Source organism: Nocardioides sp. WS12, from assembly GCF_014108865.1.
GTDB lineage: Bacteria > Actinomycetota > Actinomycetes > Propionibacteriales > Nocardioidaceae > Nocardioides.
Window position 1 is genome coordinate 4,819,082 of the sequence record NZ_CP053928.1, and the last position, 18,065, is coordinate 4,837,146.

General features: G+C 65.1%; 14 protein-coding genes. 2 read left to right on the forward strand and 12 right to left on the reverse strand.

Annotation, left to right across the window (positions count from 1 at the left end):
- Nucleotides 1-55 precede the first annotated feature (55 nt).
- The 11 genes from HRC28_RS23250 to HRC28_RS23300 form a co-directional block, all read right to left on the reverse strand.
- On the reverse strand, nucleotides 56-1,075 hold the full coding sequence (locus tag HRC28_RS23250; protein WP_182377729.1) for an alpha-ketoacid dehydrogenase subunit beta: 1,020 nt from the start codon (nucleotides 1,073-1,075) through the stop codon (nucleotides 56-58).
- A complete protein-coding gene (locus HRC28_RS23255; protein ID WP_182377730.1) occupies nucleotides 1,072-2,079 on the reverse strand; it encodes a thiamine pyrophosphate-dependent dehydrogenase E1 component subunit alpha in 1,008 nt (335 codons plus the stop codon). The genes HRC28_RS23250 and HRC28_RS23255 overlap by 4 nt, the downstream gene beginning before the upstream one ends.
- Nucleotides 2,076-2,444 carry a 2Fe-2S iron-sulfur cluster-binding protein gene (locus HRC28_RS23260; RefSeq protein WP_182377731.1) on the reverse strand — a complete coding sequence of 123 codons (369 nt, stop codon included), beginning with the start codon at nucleotides 2,442-2,444 and terminating at the stop codon, nucleotides 2,076-2,078. The genes HRC28_RS23255 and HRC28_RS23260 overlap by 4 nt, the downstream gene beginning before the upstream one ends.
- The gene (locus HRC28_RS23265) at nucleotides 2,434-3,837 is read right to left on the reverse strand and encodes an aromatic ring-hydroxylating dioxygenase subunit alpha (protein ID WP_182377732.1); all 1,404 of its coding nucleotides are present in this window, start codon (nucleotides 3,835-3,837) and stop codon (nucleotides 2,434-2,436) included. The genes HRC28_RS23260 and HRC28_RS23265 overlap by 11 nt, the downstream gene beginning before the upstream one ends.
- Before the next feature lie 202 nt (nucleotides 3,838-4,039).
- Nucleotides 4,040-5,710 carry an FAD-dependent oxidoreductase gene (locus HRC28_RS23270; protein ID WP_182377733.1) on the reverse strand — a complete coding sequence of 557 codons (1,671 nt, stop codon included), beginning with the start codon at nucleotides 5,708-5,710 and terminating at the stop codon, nucleotides 4,040-4,042.
- 116 nt (nucleotides 5,711-5,826) lie between these two features.
- Entirely contained in the window at nucleotides 5,827-7,203 is a 1,377-nt protein-coding gene (locus HRC28_RS23275; RefSeq protein ID WP_182377734.1) for a hypothetical protein, read from the reverse strand.
- A gap of 217 nt (nucleotides 7,204-7,420) precedes the next feature.
- Nucleotides 7,421-10,354: an ATP-binding cassette domain-containing protein gene (locus HRC28_RS23280; protein WP_182377735.1), complete on the reverse strand. Its 2,934-nt coding sequence runs from the start codon at nucleotides 10,352-10,354 to the stop codon at nucleotides 7,421-7,423.
- Entirely contained in the window at nucleotides 10,355-11,140 is a 786-nt protein-coding gene (locus tag HRC28_RS23285; RefSeq protein WP_182377736.1) for an ABC transporter ATP-binding protein, read from the reverse strand. It lies immediately after the preceding gene.
- A gap of 45 nt (nucleotides 11,141-11,185) precedes the next feature.
- The gene (locus tag HRC28_RS23290; protein ID WP_182377737.1) at nucleotides 11,186-11,572 is read right to left on the reverse strand and encodes a nuclear transport factor 2 family protein; all 387 of its coding nucleotides are present in this window, start codon (nucleotides 11,570-11,572) and stop codon (nucleotides 11,186-11,188) included.
- A 277-nt stretch (nucleotides 11,573-11,849) separates the two neighbouring features.
- Nucleotides 11,850-13,115 (reverse strand): CoA transferase, encoded by a 1,266-nt coding sequence (locus tag HRC28_RS23295; RefSeq protein ID WP_202033161.1) that lies wholly within the window; start codon nucleotides 13,113-13,115, stop codon nucleotides 11,850-11,852.
- Complete coding sequence (locus HRC28_RS23300; protein ID WP_182377738.1) at nucleotides 13,081-15,333, reverse strand: acetate--CoA ligase family protein; 2,253 nt, start codon at nucleotides 15,331-15,333, stop codon at nucleotides 13,081-13,083. The genes HRC28_RS23295 and HRC28_RS23300 overlap by 35 nt, the downstream gene beginning before the upstream one ends.
- On the opposite strand from HRC28_RS23300, the gene HRC28_RS23305 reads away from it, so the two are divergent.
- On the forward strand, nucleotides 15,260-16,270 hold the full coding sequence (locus HRC28_RS23305) for an enoyl-CoA hydratase/isomerase family protein (RefSeq protein ID WP_272902648.1): 1,011 nt from the start codon (nucleotides 15,260-15,262) through the stop codon (nucleotides 16,268-16,270). The genes HRC28_RS23300 and HRC28_RS23305 overlap by 74 nt on opposite strands.
- Before the next feature lie 76 nt (nucleotides 16,271-16,346).
- Here the strand turns inward: HRC28_RS23305 and HRC28_RS23310 are convergent, their stop codons facing one another.
- Nucleotides 16,347-17,435: a hypothetical protein gene (locus tag HRC28_RS23310; protein WP_182377740.1), complete on the reverse strand. Its 1,089-nt coding sequence runs from the start codon at nucleotides 17,433-17,435 to the stop codon at nucleotides 16,347-16,349.
- Nucleotides 17,436-17,776: 341 nt separating this feature from the next.
- Between HRC28_RS23310 and HRC28_RS23315 the strand changes: the two genes are divergently transcribed.
- Nucleotides 17,777-18,034 (forward strand): hypothetical protein, encoded by a 258-nt coding sequence (locus HRC28_RS23315; protein WP_182377741.1) that lies wholly within the window; start codon nucleotides 17,777-17,779, stop codon nucleotides 18,032-18,034.
- The last annotated feature ends 31 nt before the right edge of the window (nucleotides 18,035-18,065 follow it).

Here is an 18,065-nt window from a genome sequence, read left to right on the forward strand (position 1 = left end):
CTTCTTCAGATAGCGGGCCGCCGCGCGTGGGCGTCCGTGGATCGTGAGTTGGTGCTCAGCTGCACAAGCCGCGTACGGCTTCTTCGATGGCAGCCCTGCTGGGCATGTACGCCGCCTCCAGAACCGAGGAGAACGGCACCGGGGTGTTGGGCGCAGCGACCCGGCGAACCGGCCCATGCAGCTGCCCGAACAACTCTTCGTTGATCGTTGCGGCCAGTTCGGCCCCGAATCCGCCCCGGCGAACCGCTTCGTGAACGATGACAGCGCGACGTGTCTTGCTGACCGATGCCAGGATGCGGTCCAGGTCCAGCGGCACCAGGGTGCGCAGATCCAGGACCTCGGCCTCGATCCCGGACGCGCTGAGCGTCTCGGCAACAGCCAGGCAGTCGTGCACCTGGCGGCCCCAACTGATCAACGTCACGTCAGAGCCGGCGCGCGCGATCCTCGCTTCACCGAGCGGAACCCGGTAGTCGCCCTCAGGCACCGCGTCGACGGTGGAGTAGTAGAGGTGATGCATCTCCACGAAGACGACCGGGTCGTCGTCGAAGATCGAGCTCAGGAGCAGGCCCTTGGCGTCGGCAGCGGTCGAGGGGATCACGACCTTGAGGCCGGGCGTGTGCGCCAGGACGGCCTCGAGCATGTCGGAGTGCTGCGCGCCGAAACCGCCGCCAGCTCCCGTTGCCGTGCGAACCGTGATGGGAACGTTGGTCTGTCCACCCGACATGTAGCGAAGCTTGGCCGCGTGGTTGATCAACTGGTCCGAGCAGACCGCCAGGAAGTTCATCAGCATGATCTCGGGCACCGGCCGCATGCCGGTGATCGCGGCACCGATGGCCGCGCCCATGATGGCCTGCTCCGAGATCGGCGTCGGGCGCACCCGATCGAGCCCGAACTTGGTGGACAGACCCTTGTGGATGCCCCACCCGCCGCCCTTGGGGTCCTGGATGTCCTCACCCAACTCGAAGACGGTCTCATCGATCGACATCGCGACGTCGAGCGCTTCAGAGATCGCATCGATCATCCGCAGTTGACGGCCGGTGCTCACGTCGTCCTGGGTCTGGCTTTGAATGGTCATCGGTTTTCCGTCCCGTAAACGTCGGTGGTCAGCTCGGCGACATCGGGGAACGGCGCCGCAATCGCGAACTCGAAGGCTTCATCGATCTCGGCCTGCAGGCGCTGTTCGATCTCGACGATCTCGGCCTCGGAAACCTGTCCCGAGGCGATGAGCGAGGCTCGGAGCCGCAGCACCGGATCGGCTTCGATGGCCGCCGCCAACTCCTCCTTGGGCATGTACTCCATGGAGTCGCCGATCATGTGTCCGTTGAAGCGGTAGGTCACCGCCTCGATCAGCGTCGGACCTTCGCCAGCACGCGCCGCGTCGACGGCGACGCGCGCCGCCCGGTACATCGCCTCGGCGTCGTTGCCGTCCACATGGATGGACCGCATCGAGTACGACGCTCCGCGCTTGGCGATCTGGTCGATCGAGGTGCCGTCAGCGAAGGGCGTGTACTCGGAGTACAGGTTGTTCTGGCACACGAAGACCACCGGAAGGTTCCACAGCGAAGCCAGGTTGAGCGCCTCGTGGAAGGCGCCGATGTTGGCGGCGCCGTCACCGAAACTCACAACGGCGACCTGACCGGTGCCCCTCATCTGGGCCGACAGGCCGACGCCCACAGCGATCGGGATCTGGGAACCGACCACCCCGGTGGTGACGATCAGGCCGGAGCTGACGTCGGTGAGGTGCATCGGGCCGCCCTTGCCCTTGCAGCTGCCGCTGGCCTTCCCGAAGAACTCTGCGGTCAGCGTGGGCAGCGGTACGCCCTTGGCGATCTGGTCGTGCACGCCCCGATACATGGTGAGCACGTAGTCATCGGCACCGATGACCGCGTTGATCGCCGACGGGATCAGCTCCTGGCCGCGGGCCGAGTAGTACATCCCGCTGACCTTTCCGGCGCTCATCGAAGCTCGGTAGGTGTCGTCGTACTGCTTGATCTTCGCGGCCGTCGTGAAGATCTCGAGCAGGACCTCGGCCCCGACTCCGATCTCGCCATCGGGCTCGGCAGTGATCTGGGTGGTCATGTTGAACTCCTTGTGGTCTCTGGGTCGGCAGGCCGCACCCCGGGCTTGCGGACGACGACGTCGCCGCTGATTCGCACCTGGCAGGCCAGCCGGAGCCGTTGCGGGTGGACTCGACGTCGGCGCATGGCGAAGTCGGTCAGCATCGCGCGCTCCGCCTCGGTCTGGGGTGACAGCCGGTCCAGACCGTCGATGACCTCGAGTTGGCACGCGGTGCACTTGCCAACGCCGTAGCAGAGTGTCGGCCAGTGGAAGTCCTCGCGCCACGCAGCCTCGATCAACGACTCTCCGGCCAGTACGTCGACCACGTGCCCGGCCGGCTCGACCGTCATCGTCCCGGCGATGACCTTGCGGCTGTCATTGCGCAAGGTAGCGGTCGATCTCGTTGTGCATTCCGAAGATCATCGTCTCGAAGCGCGGCGACATGGTGGTCTCGGTGAACGCACTGCTCCGGTATCCGGCCTGCTGACGCGCAATGTTCTCCACGTCCTGGCGGAGCACGAACGGCAGGTCGGAGACCTGGAGTGGTCCTTCGGCACGCGCCGGGGCCTGCTCGCCTTCTGCTTCGATCGGGATCTGCAGCGCGAAGACCTCGAACCGGCAGACGTTCGGGTCCGTACCGAGCGGCCGGATCCGGTAGAGCAGGAGGTTGCCGGTGAAACCGAGGAACACCATGTTCGGGAAGATGAATCCGTATCCGGACGCGTCCGGGTCCGGGGGCGGCAGCGCGATCCCGGCATCCGCCGCGTAGGCGTAGTACTGCTCGAAGAACGTCGTCACCAGCGCTTCGTCGGGAATGTCCTGGTGCCGCACGCGATCGCTGATGAACTCCTCACGCGCAGTGATGTACGCGTCGGTGCCCTCGAACATGACCCGGTTCTGCTCGAGGAAGAACTGCCCGAAAGGAATGTCCTTCACCGGCGGGGTGTACCCACCTGGACGCTCGGCGGCGCCCACGTTGTAGTGGCCGTTGCCCTTCGGGTGGTACGCCAGCTTGTCGGCGTCATAGTCGTCGCCGACCGCGTAGAAGGCGAGCTCGGGGTGAGCCTGCATCACGTGGTAGGCCTCGATGAACGCCTCGGTGGCGACCTTCCAGTTGGCGTCCAGGTCGATGTACTTCCACCACCGGACCCGCATCTTGTCCATCCACATCGGCTCGAGGTGGCGGTCCATGTCGCCGAGGAACTCGCCCAGCGACGGTGCCTCGTCGTCGAAGTTGATCCAGACAAAGCCGTGCCGGATCTCGGACCGGACCTCCTTGAGGTTGATCTTCGACGGGTCGATCGACTCCGCGACGAAGCCGTTGCGGGCGTAGAGGTAGGACTGGGTCCCATCGAGATTCCAGCGCCAGCCGTGGAACGGGCAGACGATCTGCTTTCCACTGAAGGATCCGCAGTCCACGGCCAGCTGGGTGGCCCGGTGCGGACACACATTGTGGAAGACCTTGATGGTGTTCTCGTCCACCCGGACGACCATCACCGACTCTTCGGCGACCTGGAACTCGATGTAGTCACCGGGCATCTGGACGTCCTCGACGCGGGCGGCCCACATCCAGGTGTGCATCCAGAGCTTGCGGTTCTCGAGCCTGGCGAAGTCCTTGTCGTAGTACCGGTCAGCCGGAATGTGCACCCCGTCGACCATGCGGAACGGAACGCCCGAGGTGTCGACGCTCGGGTCGGGAAGGAGGGGGATGACCTCCACCTCGGGCAGGTCGACCTCGCCCGCGCCGTGCGCTGCCGGGTTCTCGATCTGAGTGGTCACTGCATCTCCTTCGTGCCATTCCTGGCGGACGGTCACATTGCCCTCAGCGACCCCGAGTCCATTCCTGAAGTGAATGAAAATGCAGGTCGCGCAAATGGAAAGTTTCGGCAATATTGCAATGGCGAGAAGTCAATGTCAAGCATTAAATGACATTAGAAGAATGCAATTGAATCTCGCCGTGAATTAATTAATGAATATGGCCCTAGGAACCGGCGGCCACATGGTCGACCGCCACCATTCCGAAGGTGCAGGTGTGCGCGATGCTCGCTCCCGGCCCCGGGTAGGTACGGCCCATGACCGTCGCCGCGATGTTGCCGGCGGCGTACAGACCCGGAATCGGCTGACCGCTCTCGTCGAGCACGCGTGCATGCTCGTCAGTGAGTACCCCACCGAGCGTCGCCACATCGCCGGGCACGTAGGCCACGGCGTAGTACGGCGCCCGCGAGATCGGCGCCAGGCCGTTGTTGCCGCGCTTGAGCGGATCACCCTGGTACCGGTTGTAGGCACCCTCGCCGCGAGCGAAGTCCTCGTCACGGCCGTTCGCCACCATCGTGTTCCAGCGCTGAACCGTTGCTGCCAGCCCCGTCGGATCGACCTTGCAGGCGGCGGCAAGTTCTTCCAGGGTGTCGGCGCGGATGACGAACCCTCCGTCGATCAGCTCCTTCTTGAGCTGCCCCGGCACCCTGTCGAAGGTGTACCGGCGCCGGGCCCTGTCGTCGAAGACCGCCCAACTGGGCACGCTTCGCCCGGCAGCATTCCTGGCGAACATGGCTTGCCCGATGTCCATGTGCGAGCCCGCCTCGTTGGTGAAACGCTCGCCGTCCTGATCGACCAGGATCGCACCGGGACGGGTCTTCACAATGCCCATGCTCGCGGCCTGGAAGAGCGCCGGAGAACCATCAGGCATCGCCGGGTTGGGTGTCCACAGGGCCTCGTCGAGCTGCGCGGTGGCTGCCCCCAGCTTCATCGCCTGGACGAGCATCTCACCGGTGTCCCCGGGGTTCGAATAGGTGAATCCGCCGGGCTGGTGCGGAGCGAACTTGTCACGCATCTCCTGGTTCATTGCATAGCCCCCAGCGGCCAGCAACACAGCCTTGCGGGCCCGGACCGTGATCCGCTCACCTTCGTGGACGACGACCACGCCGACGACCCGGCCGTCCTCGACGACCAGCTCCTCGACCGGCGAGTCGGTCCAGATCGGAACACCACGGGCGATCGCGGCCTCCAGCAGCATGCCGATCAGCGCGGCGCCGTGCGACACCAGCGAACGGCCCCGCCACTTCGACACCTTGGTCCGCCCGACCACCCGGAGCCCGGTGACCATGCCCTTGATGCTCCGGTTCCAGTAGCCGAGGCGCATCAGTTCAGAGGTGGTCGCGACGATCCCGATCCCCATCGTGATCCCCGGCCTCAACCGCGGTTCCCAGGCGCCGAGCTGCCTGGTGTCGAAAGGTGTCGGTTCGACCGATCGCCCATCTGCCTTGCCGCCAGGCGACTCCGAGTAGTAGTCCGGCCACCCGGCGGCGCGCTTGAACCTGACGCCCATCGTCTGCAGGAATTCGACCATCTTCGGGCTGTTCGCGATGTACGACGCGCGGCGTTCGATCGACGACTGCGGACCGACGTCCCCGACGACCGAACGGAAGTACGCCTGCGCGTCCCCCGACGAGTCCTGGATCCCTTCCGCCTTCATCAGCGGGTTGTTCGGAACCCACATCCCGCCGCCTGACATGGCGGTTGCGCCTCCGACGTACTCGGTCTTCTCCAGCACGAGCGGCTCGAGTCCGAGAGTCACGGCGCGGAGTGCCGCGGTGAGGGCTCCGCCGCCACTCCCGACGATGACCACGTCGACCAGGCGATCTTCGCTGCTCATCGGTCCCTACTCCCTTGGTTGGTGTCTACGTTTCGAAAGGTGCGTTGTTCGGCGTTGGCGCGGGGCCTCGGGGCTCCCGCGCCAACACCGCGTTCAGTGCGCGCGGTCGCGCGTCCTCAGCTCTGCGGGACGTGCGGCGCGACGATGGTCTCGCCCTGCTGCTTCCACGCCTTCTTGTCAGCGTCGTAGCGGAACAGCCCGACCTTGTCGGCGCCGAGCATGTCGCCCTCGCCGTAGGTCACCCCGTAGGTCTGGGCTGAGAACAGGTTCCCTGCCTTCTGGGCCGCTTCGGCATAGGACTCGGTGGTGACCTCGGCGTCCTTGTCCATCAAGGCCCCGATCTGGACCATCTGGACGACCGCATCGCAGTGATAGGCGGCACTGAGATCGACATCAATGCCCTTCATCGCGGGCAGCCCGGCGCCGGTGAAGATCTCGTCACAAAGAGCAGCGCTCTCGCTGCCCTCATAGGTGAGTGCCGTCCCGCTGACGCCGTAGGCCCCGTCAATGTTGTCGTTGTTCAACAGGGTCGTGTTCTGGATGGTCGAGGCGAAGTCGCCGATCAGCCAGGCCGGCTGGAAGCCCTGCCGCTGGCCCTGCGCGGAGACGGTCTTCTCCATCGCCGATCCGGTACCGGCGATCACCTTGGTGACGTTCGCGGCCTTGAACGCCAGCAGCGCCTGGGTCGCGGTCTTGCCCGCCGTCACCGCGAAGTCGCAGGCGTTCTTGTACTCGACGTAGTCATCGCTGGTGATGCCCAGCTGCTTCAGCAGGGCATACACGCCATTGGGTCCGTCCCAGACCGAGTCCGGGTCGCAGCCGTTGCGCAGAATGCCCAACTTGCCGGGGATGTCGAAGAAGCCCATCTCGGCGCCGCCACCGATCAGGTCGGTCGCTGCCTGCTCCAGGGTGGCCGCGCCGCCGGACAGCTTCGGGAACTGCTTCAGGTACTCCGAGTCCGATCCCGGGAACGTGGTGAGCATCGGGGTGTTGTTCTGCTGCACCACACAGGACGGGTTGCCGATGAACACGCCCACGTCGACAACGAGGGCGGTCTTCTCCTCCTGGGTCATCTTCAGACAGGCCGCCTGCAGGGCGTTGGGGTCGACCGTCGTGACCTTGACGGGGACGGGATCGATCGGGTGTCCGGCAATGCCACCGTGAGCGTTCGCCCAATCGACCAGGGCGTCGATCTGCTCCTCGTCATCAGTACGGAACGCCAACGGGTAGCCGGCCTGCTTCAGCGCCTCCCAGTCCGTGTAGGGGAAGCCGATCTTGATCGGCGTCCCGGTCGCCTCGGACTCGCCCGGAAGGGGCTGCGTCTTCGCGGCGGCCGGGTCGGCGACCTTCACGTCACTCGCTGCAACCGTGATCGACTTCGTCGACTTCGGGGACGAGTCCGCGGGATTGTCTGAATCATCACTACCGCAGGCCGAGGCCAACAATGCCAGACACACAGTGCCGACGAGAAAACTCGGAATCTTGCCGTTCACGCGTACTCCTCAAGGATTGATTGGTACTGATACCGAATGTCACGAACCTGGTACGAAGCACCAGATCGTTGTTCCGAGAACCACTGCTGCAAGGGCCGCTGTGCCGAATATCTGGAGCTTCGATACTTCGTTCGCCCAGTCCCGAATGAATCTCATGTGAGGAACTCCCCTGCAGATTGCTTGTCCTGATCACGTCCGTCGGAGAACGCACGCGTGCTCATTCGGCACCTCGCGCTGACACCAGGGCGTCGGCGCCGAGCGGACCCGAACGCGTGGCGCCGGTGCCGTCGGCCGTGCCGAGATAGCTCTCGATGACGCGCTGGTTGTGGCGTGTCTCCTCAGGCGTGCCCTCGGCGATGACCTGTCCGAGTTCGAGGCAATAGATCCGGTCCGTGACGCTGAGGATCACCGGCATGTCATGTTCGACGATCAGGATCGATGCGCCGAGGTCCGTGGCAACACTGCGCAGCAACGGGACGAAGGCTTCGGACTCGGCCTGCGCCAGGCCGGCCGTCGGCTCGTCGAGCAGGATCAGCCCTGGGCGGATGGCGAGCTGGATCGCCAGGTCCATCACCCGGCGCAGACCGGTCGACAGGTTCACGGCAGCCACGTCGGCGTACTCCGAGAGCCCCAGCCGGGCGAGGATCTCGTCCGCCTCGGCCCGGAGCAGCCGGCCATGTCGGGCCACCCAGGGGGCGGCCGCGAGCGACTCGGCGATCGAGGGCCGGCCGTAGCGGCCAGCCATGGCGACCTCGAGGATCTGGCGTCCCGTCAGTCCCGGGTACAGATGCGCGTCCTGGAACGTGCGCCCCAGCCCGAGAGAGGCCCGCCGGCTCGACGACATCCGGGTTGCATCGACGCCGAGGATCTCGACAGCGCCGGGATGCGCACGCACTCGTCCCGAGATCGCGTTGATCAATGTCGTCTTGCCGGCACCGTTGTTGCCGATCAGACCGACGATCTCGCCGCGAGCAATCTCGATCGAAACGTTGTTGACGGCTGTCAGTTCACCGAAGCGGACCGACAGGTTCTCGACGCGGAGCGCAGGCGAGTCCGCATCCCCCGCGGTGCCACGGTGGGCACCGTCGAAGACGCTCGGCCTCGACCTGACATCGACCCTGCCGGCCCGCAGTCCGCCGGACTCGAAAGTGGCCGTGGCCGCGTCGGACTCCTCGGACACAACGGCGCCACGCCGAGCCTTCCGGTCGGCACGCCGCAGGATCGCCGACCACGCCTTGACGACCTCACCGTGGAGGCCTCCAGGCAGCGCGAGCAGGTTCAGGATCAGCAATGCGCCACCGAGCAGGAGCGGGAGTTGGTTTCCTGCGGGGAACCAACTCGTCGTCCAGTCGCTGATCAACAGCGGGATCCCGAAGATCAGCAGGCTGGAGAGGATCGCTCCGCTGATCGAGCCGAGCCCACCGATGACTGCAATGGAAACGATGAGCAACGAGAAGTCAGGGACGTACCGACCAGCGGTCAGATTGAGATTGACGAGGATGTCCAGGACACCCGCGACGCCGGCAATGAAACCCACCAGGCCGAAGATCGACAGCTTGGTGATGGCGGGCCGGATCCCGACCGAGGCAGCGGCGTCCTCGTTGTCGCGCACGGCCAGCAGGACGCTTCCCGCGACCGATCGCCGCAGCGCAGCCAGTGCCGCAACCACGACGACGACCACACCGAGGGCGACGAAGTAGATGGCGCGTTGGCCTTCGATCTGCCCGCCGCCGTTGCCCAGCATCGCCGGGTACTTCAACACCAGGCCAGAGCCGAGCGTGTAGCCGTCCGGCCAGAGCCAGGTCTGCTGGAACAGCCAGGCAGGGGCAACCACGGCGACCGCCAAGGTCGTCACGCTCAGGGTGAGGCCCCGGTACCGCAAGGCCGGCAGGCCCACGATCATCGAAGCGACGAAGCCCACGACGCCAGCCATGATCAGGGCGGCCGGCAGCGACCAGTACTGGACCAGCACCTGACCCGCCACGAAGCCACCGAGACCCGCGAAGGCGTACTGGCCGAGGCTCAACTGGCCTGCCCAGCCGGCCAGCACCGTGAGCGAGACCACCAGCAGGGTGGTGACCAGGATCTGGCCCAGGCGGAACTGGCTGCTGGGAGTGTTGAACAGGAACGGCATCGCCAGTGCGACAGCAAGGGTGACGACGGCGACCATGGCGCCCGAGCGACGGACCCAGAACCGGTTGCGCAGGGAATCAGGGATTCTGGCCACCATGTCGTGCACGGCCTCAACCTGCGAACGGCCGTCGGCGCCACCGGCGCCGGATGCCCCGATCGCCCGGGCCCGGAGGACCACACCGATCAGTACGGCCACGAACAACGCCAGCGACCCGGACGTGCCGTCGTGGGTCACGTAGACGGTCCCTGCCTGCACGACTCCGAGCCCGATCGCCGCAGCGAAGGTGAGCGGGATCGAGGTGAAGGCACCGAATGCGGCGGCGGCGAGGGCCGGCAGCAGCAAGGAGGGTCCGAAGGACTGCGGGACGAAACTGCCTTGGCTGGGGGCGTAGAGAACTGCGGCGAGGGTCGACAGCGCACCGGCGATCGCCCACGTGATCAGAGCCAGGCGTCCGGTCGGCAGGCCGGCAAGGCTTGCCGCGGTCGGGTTCGACGCCGCTGCGCGGATCGCCTTTCCGGTCCTCGTGAATTTCAGGAACACGGCCAGCGCGAGGGTGACCACCGGCACCAGGATCAGCGTCAGGATCCGGTCGGTGTAGAGCGACAGTGAGTCGGAGACCTGCCAGTTCGCGACGAACGGGACCGGATAGCCCTCGAACGAGATCTTGGCCGGATCTGGAGCGAGCCAGGTGAAGTAGGAGAAACCGATCAGGAGCTGGCTGACGCCGATCGTTGCCACCAGCATCGTGAACGGGCCGCGGGCAGTGAGCGGCCGGATGACGAGCAACTCGGTGGCCGCACCGATCAGCGCCCCCAGAACGAGCGCGAAGACACACGCGAACCACCAGTTGGCACCATGGTCAAGGACCAGCTTGCCCAGCAGCAGCATCGGGATGATCCCGAGTTGGGCCTGGGCGAAGTTGACGAACCGCTTGCCGCGGAAGACCAGCACCAGGCCGACCGCAAGGATCGCGATGGTGAGGCCGTCGAGGGCGCCGAGCGCCAGAGCAGACAGCATCTAGACCTCACCCCCGACGTGGCCGCCGAAGAGAACAGCCTTGGCCAGCTCCGGGCGCTCGAGTAGATGAGCCGTCGGTCCTTCGAACACAATCTTTCCCTTCTCCATGAAGAGCGCGCGTTCACAAACCGATGCCGCGACGTTGAGGCTCTGCTCAACCATCAGGACAGTGGTTCCGGCGCTGTTGAGCTCCTTGATCGAACCGAGCAGGTCATCGACGACGATCGGCGCGAGGCCGAGCGTCAGCTCGTCGATGAGCAGCAGCTGCGGCGACAGCAGGACCGCACGCGCGATCGAGAGCATCTGCTTCTCGCCACCGGACATCGTTCCCGCGCGCTGCTTCAGTCGCTCGCGCAAGCGCGGGAACACGTCAAAGAGCACCGCCGTACGGTCGGCGACCTCGGCGCGTTGCAAGGTGTAGCCGGCCATCTCGAGGTTCTCGGCCACGGTCATGTCAGGGAAGATCCCCTTGTTCTCGGGCACCAGGACCACGCCGCGGCCCAGCAGGTGCGCCGGGCCTCGTCCGGTGACGTCGTCACCGTTGACCAGGATTCGACCACCCGTCGGCTTGTTGATACCGGCGAGCAATGACATCAGCGTCGACTTGCCCGCGCCGTTCGGACCGACCAGCGCCACCATCTCTCCCCGGCTGATGCTCGCCGACACACCGAACAGTGCCGGGACGGCGCCGTAGGAGAACTCGAGGCCTTCGATGCTCAGCAGCGCTGAGCCCGAAGACGATGCGGTCGACGCCCGCTGGCGCGACCGTGAACGGAGGAGCGGCATGGTGGTTCCCTTCTTCGACGAGAGTTGACCGGAGGCGAGCGCTGCTCAGCCGAAGTCGTGGTACTCGACGACCAGGCCGTCAGCGAAGGTCAGGAAGGTGGCCAGGTCGAGACGGATGGTCTCGCCCTGCACAGCCATGCCGGGGATGTCGGCCACGGAGGTGGCGGTCCAGGTGTGGCGGACGACTGCCTTGTCCGGACCGAGGACGTCGATCGAATGCCGGTCGACGAACGACTTGCCCGGCATGATCTGGCCGGCCATTTCGAACATCCCCATCACCGCTGCCCGGCCCTTGAGGGTCTCTCCGCGGTTGTGGTGGGTCAGCTCGACGTCGTCGCCGAGGACACTGCTGATGCGCTCGAGGTCCCCGCTGTTGTAGGCCTCGACGAAACCATCAACAAGCGCCACGGTTCCAGTGGTGCCATCGTCCATTGTCCAGCTCCTCGTTCATGCAGAAACGTTGGTGGCTCTCCTCGTCAATTCACGGTGCGATGCATCGCCGGCGCCTTTTGAGGCTATTAGACGATGATCGGAAATGTGATTCTCAATACGATTCGAGCATTGTTTTAGTGACTTTTGCAATCATCTAACCTGGGCGTAATCAATGTCAACCATTTCTCGACATTTGCAGCGCCTTGAATTCGCCATTTCTTAATGCAATCGAGATTCGCGCTCAGAAATTGCGAATGGTGCATTCAAATTCAGGCGCTCAACGAACGACTTCCGCGCCGCGCAACCTGGTGACTTCAGCCGGTGAGAGACCCAGCTCCGCGAGAATGTCGTCGGTGTGCTGGCCCAGATCCGGCGCCGGCGTGCGCGGTCCTGCCTCGTAGGAGGAGAACCTCACCGGATAGCCGGGGATCCGCACCTGACCCAGATACGGGTGGTCGTAGTCGGTCAGATACCCGTTGACCAGCGCCTGCTCGTCATTGACCACGTCCTGAGTCGTGTTGATCGGAGCGAAGAGCACGTTCTTCTCGCGCATGATCTCCAACCATTCCGCCCGGGGACGGAGCTTGAATTGCGCATCAAAGAGCGAGATCAGCTCGGCATTCACCTCGACCCGCTTCTCCTTGGTGTCGAAGCGGGGATCGGTCGCGATCTCGGGAAGACCAACCGCCTCACAGAATCGCGCCCAGTACTTCTCTTCCGGATGATTGGTCCCCATGATCCAGTGACCGTCACCGCATTCGAAAGTCGTGCGCGAGAACGGATTGTTCAGCCGTTCCCAGGAGACGTCGAGATCGGTACCTCGGAGACTCGTCTGCAGAAGATTCGCGTGCATCAGCCACAGCGCGGAGCCATAGAGCGACACATGGACCTCTTGGCCCTCACCGTTGCGCTCGCGGGCATACAGGGCGGTGATCGCTGCATGGCTCGCGGTGATCGCAGCGAGCTGGTCCAGCACGATCACCTGGAGCACGCTCGGCTCAGGCTTGCCGCTCAGGAACATCATTCCCGAGATCGCCTGCCCCATGGGGTCGAAGCCGCCAGCGTCCGCGAAGGGCCCTTCCGGGCCGAACCCGCTGACGTTCACGTGGACGATCTCGGGGTTCACGACCTTCAGGGACTCGTAGTCGATGCCCAGCTTCGGCTTGGTGCTCGTGCGCAGATTGGTGAGGAAGACGTCGGCCTCCCGGACCAGCTGGTGCAGGATCTCCTTGCCCTCAACCGTGGTGATGTTCAAGCACATGGCGCGCTTGTTGCGGTTGGACATCTCGAAGAGCAGGTTCCAGTGCTCGCGGTCAGCCATTCCCAGCGCCATCGGGCCGAAGCTTCCGTGATAGCGCTCCGGATCACCGTCCATCGATTCGATCTTGATCACCTCGGCACCGAGATCGGCCAGGATCGCGCTGGCGCCGGGGCCCGCGTGCCAGACGCCGCACTCGACGACGCGGACACCCGCGAGCGGACGGTTCGCGGTGGGTGCTGGGACGTGTTCAGACATGAGAACTCCCTGATGTGCGATCGGCATCGCGGACGAGTGTGAGTCCGTCGACGGCGACGGGGCCGTCGTCGGTGATGATGAGCGGATTGATGTCGATGGAGTCGATCCAGCCGGCACCGCTGGCCGCCAGGCAGCCGGCATCGACCAGGACCGAAGCCAGCTCGTCGCGGTCCCACGCCGGGCGGCCTCGGAACTCATCGAGGATGCCGAGATCGGCAAACTCCTCGAGGAGTTCCAGCCCGTCCTCGTGGGTCAGGGGCGCGAGTCGGCCTCCGATCCGGTTGAGCACCTCGACGAAGACGCCACCCAGCCCGAACGCGACCAGCGGACCGAGCTCGCTGTTGCCCTGGATCCCGACGAACGCCTCGCCGCGGCCCTTGAGCATGGGCTGGATCGCCACCATCGCCGGCAAGCCCGCGCGGGTTGCGATCGCCCTCAGCCGGGACACCGCTCCAGCCAGGTCCGCGGCAGTCACGCCGAGCTCGACAGCACCGTGCTCGGTCCGGTGCGCCACGTCAGCCAACTTGACGACGTACGGGCCTGGGAAGTCGGGCGCAGCAATGTCTCCGAGGGCGGTCGTTGCCGGCACCATGCAGTAGGGGGCGACCCGAATCCCTGACTCGCTCAGCAGTTGCATCGTCGCCTCGAAGGGCAGCATCAACCCTTCCTCGACCAGGATCGGCTGCACCGATGGGCGCGGGATCGGCGGGATCGTCGACGTGGGTTGAACTCGCTTGGTAGGGCGAGTCCGCACGAAGTTCGCCATCGTCTGCAGCCCGCGGAAACTCCCCAGCAACCCGTTGCCGACTGCGACTCCGTGCTCGGCTGCTTCTTCGAGCCAACGGCCCGGCTGGCCGGCAAGGGGCGCGATCACGAACGGCTTTTCTGTCCCAGCGGCAGCCTTCAGGTAGAGGTCGGCCACCTTGCGGGCCACGTCCTCGTCCCAGTCAGCGTGCTGGCTCAGCAGGATGAAGGTGTCGAGTTCCTCCGCGGCGGTGTACTCCCGCAAGATCCCCTCCCACAAGCCGGCGATGCTGCTCGCGAACCCGGTCGCGTCGAGCGGATTCGCAAGCGGAGCGCCGGGAACGTTGTCGTTGACCCACGGCTGCACGGACGGTGCGTCGGGAATGTCCATTCCCAGGTCGTCTCCGAGGTCGCTGGCCAACTGCGCGAATCCCCCGGTCTGGGTGAGCACTGCCAGACCGTTGACGGGGGTCCACTTGCGCTCGGGCAGTTGTTCGAGGAACTGCGCACGGTCAACGAGTTCGTCGATCTCGTTCGCCGTCTGGATGCCGGCCTGCCGGAAGGCGACCTCATAGACCCACGCGTCGCCCGTCAGGGTTCCCGTGTGTGAGGCCGCCATGCTCGCGCCGCGTGCGCTGCGTCCCATCTTGATCGCGATGATCGGCTTGCCGGCCTCCAGCGCACGGTGCGCGGCGGCGAAGAATGCCTCCGGCCGCCGGATCTTCTCGATGGCCAGCGCGATCACCCGGGTCGCTTCGTCCTCGACCAGGTAGTCGAGGTAGTCGGCGACATCGGTGACGGCCTCGTTGCCCGCGGAGATCAGCAGGTTGAGCCCCACACCACCGGTTCGCCAGCCAGCGGCCGCGATCGCCCCGAGCATCGCCCCACTGTGGGTGACCGCAGACAACCCGCCGGAGCGTCGTTCGAAGGCCGTCAACATGGCGAGATTCAGACGTTGCGGGACATTGAGCATGCCGATCCCGTTCGGCCCCACCACGGAGATGCCGGCGGCGTGCGCCACCGCGGCCATCTCGTCCTGCAGCGCACGACCCTCTTCGCCCTGCTCGGCAAACCCGCCCGCGATCGTCACGACGCCTGCAGCCCCGGTGGCCGCAGCCTGGCGGACCAACTCAACCGTGCCGTGGGCCGACAGCACACTGAAGACGTTGTCCACCGGCCGATCAACCGCGGCCAGGTCAGGAAAGGTCTTGATGCCGTCGAAGACGTGGCTACGTTTCGGGTGGACGAACACCACGTCTGTTCCACCAGCCATGGTCCGTCGCGCCGCGGCCGCGTACTTGGAATCTTCGCTCACGCCGACGAACGCAACGGTGCGCGGGTTCAGCAGGCGCTTCAGCGCCGCACGTTGGGACGGTCGCTCTGACGAACCATCGAGGCACAGTCGGCGATCAGCATCATTCAAATCCATGATTTCCCCGTATTCCGCCCATTTTTTTTCGCGATATATTAATTCATTGACGAGTGTAGCCTCTATTGTCATCAATAAAGCCGTGGAGGTGATTCTTTTGATCAATGGCCGGGATGTTCTACTTACCGAGAAACGTGGTCACATCTACATATTGACCATCAATCGGGAAGAGCGGATGAACGCGCTCAGCCCGGAGCTCCTTCGTCGCTACGACGAGGAGCTCGAGATCTTCAACGAGGACGACGATCTCTGGGTGCTGGTCCTCACGGGGGCTGGAGACCGGGCGTTCTGTGCCGGGATGGACCTCAAGGACTTCTCCCAGGGAGCGTCACCGCACGGACCTGACGGCAGGCCGAGCGCACGGCGTCGGGAACACCCCGCCGTCCCCACCTGGAAGCCGATGATCGCCGCGATCAATGGGTTCGCCCTGGCCGGCGGCTGGCAACTCGCCCAACGCTGCGACCTCCGGGTGGCCGCGGAGACGGCCCGAATCGGCATCACCGAGAACAAGTGGAACCTGGCTGGCGGGTTCGGCGCGGAGATGGGCGTGTTCCCGACAGCGGCGATCAGCGCGGAGATCTATCTCCTTGCCGAGCCCATCACGGCCCAGCGGGCCTACGAGATCGGCTTCGTCAACAAGGTCGTTCCGGCCGACGAAGTGTTGGGCCAGGCGATCAGCTGGGCTGAGCACATCTGCACCCTGGGCCAGGAGGCCGTCCGGGGACACAAGCAACTGTCCTACTACGGCCGGTTCGTGCCGCCTTCGGAGCTGGCACAACTGAGCAAGGACGTCTTCTACTGGATGGGCGCAGGCAAACCCGGCGTGGTCGTCGACTCGACGGTGGGCTCCCGTGCGTTCGTGGAGAACCGGCAGCCGGACTTCTCCACCATGTTCCAGCCCCCGCGCCTCGGGTGCGACACCTGCGGCAGCGTCTACGTCGTCGCCACCGGTCGCGCCGGCGGCCCGGTGACCTGCTGCGGCCAGGAGGTCTCGACCGCTTCGGAGTGAAGCCGGCCCCACCGGAACGGGGCCAGGACCGCCTTGCGGCGACCCTGGCCCCGTTCCCGTTGCGCAACGGATGCGGCTATTCGAGCAACGACAGTCCGTTGCGACCCTCGACGGCCGCCTCGTACACGCCGGGGTGGACGGTCTCGGTGAAGCCGTACGCGACTTCACCGTCGCACTCGAAGCGCGCCACGCAGTCGTCGAAGCCGGCGATCCTCATCTGGACCTCCGGGTCGTTGGCGTCGTAGGTCTCTCCGGTGATCGTCAGCTCGCCGTAGAAGCGTCCGTGCCAGATGTCTTCTTCCGGAGTTCCACTGTTGCCACCGAATCCCCCGTACATCCCGCAACGCAGGAACCCGATCTGGTTGCCGACCCGCTCGAAGGTGTACTGCTTGCGCTCACCGGACGCGAAGGTCACGTCCGCCTCGCCACCCTGCAGCAGGCGCGTGACCGGATCGAACCGCAGCTTGCGGTGTGCCGTCCGGACGTCAGACGTACGGCGAGAGTCACCCTCGTTGTAGAAGATGCTCTTGGCGAACAGCGCGAAGTCGTCGAACTCGACGAACTCTCCGGTGTGGATGTGGCGGCTGATCGGTCCGGGATAGAAGGACGGCCCACCGACGTTGTCGCGGACACCCCAGTGGTGGTCGCGGCTTCCCTGGAAGTCACCGCGAGTGAGCACATGGGTCTCGCCGTTGATCTTCACCCAACCGGCCTGCTGACCGAACGACTCATAGCCAGATGACGGACGGTACGTCGCCAGATTGATCGACACGTCGCCGCGATCGACGAACTCAGGCCGCTTCGCTCCGTCGAACCAGTCGATCTCGAAGCTGATTCCGTGGTCGTTCTCAGCCAGCGACAGCCGCCACTGCTCGAACGGCTTGACGACCTGGAACTTGAGCGGGCCGACGCTCATGTCCATCCGGTTGGTCCCGAGCATCCGCTGCGCGCGGACCGTGGTGTGCTGACCGCGATGGTTGACGATCGCGTAGGCGTCCGCGGTGTTCAGGTTGGGGTAGAACCCGATCCCGGCAATGATCATGAGGTCGCCGGTCTTGTCGAACATCCCGAACCACATCCGCTCGAAAGCACGCGGATCGCTCGTCCACATCGCGCGAATGGGAAGCGGGTTGTTGTGGACCAGGTACTCGTCGAGCCCAGACATGGTCCCGTATTCGTCCGAGGTCTGGAAATACCTGGGATCCAACACTTTGACTCCTATTGATGCAATTGTCGAATGGTGAAAGAAAAGCGTATCATCGGAATTCGACGTTGCCTTTCATGATTCCAAACGTAAATGCATTTCGCTCGAATCCGGTCCCGGAGTGCGCCGATCGGCAATCTGTACCTATCCGATGTACGTAGGTACGCGCCTACGGGTTTTCCACGTGGGCGAGGGCCCCGGTCGTGACGATGCTTGCGGCACGGATGATCACCCCTGCCGACAGCGTCACGAGGCTCCGGTGGTCGACCCGCATCCTTGACACAACGACGTGGGAGAGCATCATGCTGATCGAAATCGGAGACTTCTCGGATCTGGGCGAAGCCTGGGCGAAGTACAAGGGCAACCGCCGCATCGACGACTACCGGGACCTGCTGCGCCACAGCGACACCGTCGACCCGACGCATGCCCTCACCCCCGAGCGGCTGCCCCAGGTCGTTCAGTACTACGACCTGACCGAGGCCGAGCTCGACGGCTACTCCGAGGGCGGCTGCTGGGTCTTCCGGGTCGGCCCCCGCGCCCTGACCAGTACAGACGTCTGACGCACGAAAGCGGCGCTGAAATCCCCTACCG